This is a genomic window from Microcystis sp. M_OC_Ca_00000000_C217Col, assembly GCF_007095585.1.
GTDB classification, from domain to species: domain Bacteria; phylum Cyanobacteriota; class Cyanobacteriia; order Cyanobacteriales; family Microcystaceae; genus Microcystis; species Microcystis panniformis.
Genome location: NZ_SFBV01000316.1, coordinates 1 through 4,844 on the forward strand (window position 1 = coordinate 1; position 4,844 = coordinate 4,844).

At 47.9% G+C, this 4,844-nt stretch carries 3 protein-coding genes and 1 tRNA gene; 1 reads left to right on the forward strand and 3 read right to left on the reverse strand.

The window, feature by feature from the left end:
- Positions 1-171: 171 nt before the first annotated feature.
- Positions 172-984 carry a 5'/3'-nucleotidase SurE gene (gene surE / locus EWV66_RS20095; RefSeq protein WP_043995738.1) on the reverse strand — a complete coding sequence of 271 codons (813 nt, stop codon included), beginning with the start codon at positions 982-984 and terminating at the stop codon, positions 172-174.
- 56 nt (positions 985-1,040) lie between these two features.
- Between surE and EWV66_RS20100 the strand changes: the two genes are divergently transcribed.
- A tRNA-Arg gene (locus EWV66_RS20100) sits at positions 1,041-1,113 on the forward strand.
- Between the two features lie 117 nt (positions 1,114-1,230).
- Here EWV66_RS20100 and prmA read toward each other — a convergent pair.
- Positions 1,231-2,127, reverse strand: a complete 897-nt coding sequence (gene prmA / locus EWV66_RS20105; protein ID WP_287107176.1) for a 50S ribosomal protein L11 methyltransferase — start codon at positions 2,125-2,127, stop codon at positions 1,231-1,233.
- A 399-nt stretch (positions 2,128-2,526) separates the two neighbouring features.
- Positions 2,527-4,104, reverse strand: coding sequence for a phosphoglycerate dehydrogenase (gene serA / locus EWV66_RS20110; RefSeq protein ID WP_052278048.1), 1,578 nt, complete (start codon positions 4,102-4,104; stop codon positions 2,527-2,529).
- Between the last annotated feature and the right edge of the window lie 740 nt (positions 4,105-4,844).

Genomic DNA, 4,844 nt, shown 5'->3' on the forward strand with positions numbered 1-4,844 from the left:
CTTCCGTGAATTCTAGGTTAATCATGTTTTTAATGAGTGCTTTGCTTCTAATTATGACTCTTAAACTATATTATTGTCCTTGAGTAAAAAATGCAAGTTGTAGCCGTGCAAAGTATAACGTAAAGCCAACCTAGAACGGCGGGGTTTCAGACCCAAAATTTCCGATGATCCTCAATCAAACCAAGAATTTCCGTACAAATGTTGAAAACCCTGCACATCAGTTAAATTGTATTGTAGGGGCGTGATGGTGATAAAATTCTCGCCAATAGCGCGCACATCCGTAGGCACTTGCGGGGGTAAATGGCTGTAGTCCGGTTGTTCGATATCTTCCACCACTTCCCCAATTAACCAGTAATAACTTTTACCCCTAGGATCCAGTCTTTTCTCGAAGGTTTCCTCGTAGCGTCGCAATCCCTGCCTAGTGATTTTCACCCCCTTGATTTCGGCACTACTAACCGGAGGGACGTTCACATTGAGTAAAGTGGGAATAGAAAAAGGGTTAAGGGCAACTTTCCTGACTAAAGTGAGGGCAAAATCGGCGGCCGGTTGGAAATCACAGGCTTTAAAACTAGCCAGACTAACAGCAATACTGGGAATACCTTCGATTAAGCCCTCCATGGCCGCGGAAACCGTGCCAGAATAGAGGATATCGGTGCCGAGATTAGACCCGTGGTTAATGCCGGCTAAAACTAAATCGGGACGCTCTTTGAGGACGGCACTAAGGGCAAATTTCACCGAATCGGCGGGAGTTCCCGAGCAAGACCAAGCAATCACATCGGGGTGAAAAATTCCTTCCACCTGTTCGGCCCGGATGGGATGGTGTAGGGTTAAGCCATGACCGGTAGCAGAGCGCTCGCCGTCTGGACAAACTACGATGACTTGATGGCCCGCAGTAGCGAGGGTGTTAGCGAGGGTGCGGACTCCTAGAGCGGAAATGCCGTCATCGTTACTGATTAGTAGTTTTAAAGGGCGATCGCTAGTCATGGAAATTTCTGCTCTACTGCGTCGGCTAGTGGTATAATGTAATAGTATTTTATTGTGGGTACGTAGCTCAGAGGATAGAGCACCAGGTTCCGGTCCTGGGTGTCGGGGGTTCGACTCCCTCCGTACTCGTTCAGAAATCAGGGGTCGGTATTCCCCCGGTTGTGCTGCTCCCCGCTCGCCAAAATGGGTAAAACCCCACACCCCACACCCTACCCCCACGAAAAACTTTTTGCCGCAAACCCGATACTAATCCACGGTGCGACGAATTTGAAGACCACACCATTCTTGACGTTTCCATAGGGCAGCCACTGTCCAGCCTTGGGGTTCTAAAATATCTGTAACCGCTTGTGCTTGGGTGACGAGGATGCCGCTTAAAATTCCCCAAGTGGTGGGTTTTGCCAGACGGGTGATTGCGGGCATTAAAGCGATAATTGTCTCGGCTAAAATATTACAAACTATGCCATCAACACCATCGGGAATTAATTCTAACAACTCCTCGACACTACCCTGATTAATAGCTAAATTTTCGGGGTTAATCCCGTTGAGATGGCGATTACTGCCTGTCGCACTCACCGCCAGGGGATCTATATCGACAGCATAAACTTTTTTCGCTCCTAATAAAATCGCCCCGATCGCCAGTATGCCGGAACCACAACCGATATCGGCGATAATTTTATTCTCTGGATGGCTACTTAAACGCATTTCTAGGGATTCTAGACATAATTGGGTGGTGGGGTGGGTTCCCGTGCCAAAAGCGGAACCGGGGTCAATTTTAATCACCAATCTCTGGTTATTTTCCGGGGGATTTAACCAAGCAGGACAGATCAAAAAGCGATCGCCGATCTCGCTAATTTGCCAATGTTGTTTCCAACTGCTGGCCCAGTCTTCCTCGTCTATTAACTGCCAACTGGTGACAGGTTCGGGAAAACCTAAAATCAAAGCATCCTGCTTTAACCAGAGGCTTAGTGCCTCTAAATCGGGCAATTGCGCTTTAATTTCCGGTATGTAGGCCTTAACCTCCAAAGAGGATTGTTTTTTAGCAGTGGCCGTTCCCGAACAGCCAAAATCTTCCAGTCTCCAGAAAACCGTTTCTTCGAGACTAGGTTCGCACAAAACCGTAATTTCCCACCAACTATTAGACATATATCAGTTATCAGTGATCAGGGATCAGTTATCAGATTTGAGTTTTCAGTCAACAGTATTAAGTAGGTGGGTGGAATTAAATATAAGATGAACGTAGGTTGGGTTGAAGCATGAAACCCAACGCCCGATTATGTTACGCTACCGCTAACCCATCCTACAAATAATTGTGCCTCCCTACTTCACTGATTACTGATTAAGCTAAGACGCATTTAAACCGCTTATTCTTAGATTAGCCCCCTTGCCCCCCCGATGTCGGTAGTAGGGTTGATTCATGAATCAACCCTACCTTGAATCAACCCTACCTTGAATCAACCCTACCTTGAATCAACCCTACCTTGAATCAACCCTAGGGGGGTGGGGGGTTGCCTCTTGCCTTCAGAAGCTGATAACTGATTTAATCTAGAGTTTTACTGTGTAAGCATCGCGGATACCGGGGACTTTAGTAATTTCCGAGAGCAGACCTTCTGGTAGAGGATCATCGAGACTCAGGGCCATAACCGCATCACCGCGAATAATTTTGCGTCCTACCTGCATACTGGCGATATTGACGTTAAAACTACCTAAAAGTGCGCCAATTTTGCCAATAATACCAGGCATATCCTGGTGAAGGGTGAATAACATATGATTACTCGGTGGCACGTTAATGGGGAACTCATCGAGGTCAGTAATGCGGATTTCTCCCGTACTTAACAGCGCTCCGGTGACGGAATGGGTTCCCATGGAACCATTAGCTTCCAAATGAATCGATCCCGAATAGTCCCGGGTGGAAGCATCCCGGGTTTCGATTACCCGGATACCGCGTTCCTTAGCTTCGATCGCCGCATTAACATAGTTTACCCGTTCCCGGAGGGCTTGGGAAAGTAAGCCCTTAATGGCCGCTACCACCAGAGGTTGACTGTCTTTAGTGGCCAATTCTCCCTGTAAACGGACATTTAACGAGTCACAGCGACCTCCTGCCAACTGACTGACAAGATTACCCATAGTTTCCGCTAATTGCAGGTAAGGGCGCAGTTTTTCCATAACATCAGGAGTTAGTCCGGGGATATTAACGGCCGAACGCGCTGGCAACCCGAGGAGGACATCGCGAATTTGTTCGGCCACATCAACAGCCACACCAACCTGTGCTTCCGTAGTCGAGGCACCTAGGTGGGGAGTGAGAATGACGTTAGACAATTCTCTTAATCTAGATTCGCCTAAGGGTTCCTGTTCAAATACATCCAAGGCTGCCCCGGCGATTCTACCGGATTCGAGGGCTTCAATTAAAGCCAACTCGTCGATAATGCCGCCTCTGGAACAGTTAATGATGCGGACCGTGGGTTTCATCTTAGCGAGGGTTTCCCGACCGATGAGATGCTGGGTTTCGGAAGTTTTCGGGACGTGGAGGGTGATAAAATCGGACTCAGCAAAGAGTAATTCCAGATCCACCAGGGTGCAACCGAGTTGATCGGCGCGTTCTTTGGAAATAAAGGGATCGTAGGCGAGAATTTTCATGCCTAGGGATCTAGCCACTTTGGCGACGTGGGAGCCAATTTTACCTAAACCGACGACTCCTAGGTTCTTTTTATAAACTTCTGTGCCGATAAAGCGATTTCTTTCCCATTTATTCGCTTTTACCGACTGATTGGCATCGGGAATATGACGGGAAAGGGATAACATCATGGCCAAGGCGTGTTCGGCAGCGGCGATCGTGTTACCTTCGGGAGAGTTAACGACAATAATACCCTGACGAGTGGCCGCAGGAACATCGATATTATCGACTCCTACCCCCGCGCGGCCGATAATTTGCAGTTTGCTGCCCGCTTCGACGATTTCTTTGGTGACGCGGGTACTGGAACGGAGCATCAGCGCGTCGTATTCGGGGATAATTTGAATGATTTCCTCGGCAGATAGTCCTGTTTTCACGTCCACTTGGGCAACCTGTGACAGAATTTCTACTCCTACCGGATCGATCGAATCGGATACCAGAACTTTGGCCATAATCTTTATAACGTGCTTTTTTCAGTCTACGGGCAAATGCTTGACCAATATTGGGGTCTAGCCGCAATAGCCTATTTTAGAAGCAAAGGGTGCAGTCTATGGCAAAATTAGCGAAAAGATTTTAGGTTGTCATTCTTAATTGTCGTCCATGGGGTTGATGTCAGGCTCTTGCCGTTGTCACTGAGATATGGCTAATTTAATCACGGTGGCGATCGAGTTTTCCACTTCTTTTTCTAAGGCTTTTTCTAGGGCTGCCATTGCTTCTATTTGAAAATTTCTAAGTAGCTGGTTATAATTAAATTAAGAATAGATTTTAGGTTCGATCCCCCCTGCCCCCCTTGATAAGGGGGGTGCCGATAGGCGGGGGGATCACCCTTGATAAGGGGGGTGCCGATAGGCGGGGGGATCACCCTTGATAAGGGGGGTGCCGATAGGCGGGGGGATCACCCTTGATAAGGGGGGTTTCTGATAATTTTTAACGCCTGCCTAGGGTTTGCTGAAAAAGTACGGGCGAAGCATTCGGATAGAAAATCTCCGGTTTCACCGATAGGTTATTGCCCGAATGCTTCGCCCCTACAGGACACGGGCTGATGAAAACGCAAGGTTTTGAACGACGATTCTCTTCAAGGGGTGACAGAGGGGCTACAAGCTAGATAGAGCGGGGGGTCTAGCCAAACGACCCCCTAAAGAAATAGAGTGGTTAGGACAACCACTCAAAATTTTAAAATGTTACCTTCATT

Coding starts and splice junctions, on each gene's coding strand:
- surE (WP_043995738.1), bottom strand. CDS start 984: ATGACTAGCGATCGCCCTTTAAAACTACTAATCAGTAACGATGACGGC.
- serA (WP_052278048.1), bottom strand. CDS start 4,104: ATGGCCAAAGTTCTGGTATCCGATTCGATCGATCCGGTAGGAGTAGAA.
- prmA (WP_287107176.1), bottom strand. CDS start 2,127: ATGTCTAATAGTTGGTGGGAAATTACGGTTTTGTGCGAACCTAGTCTC.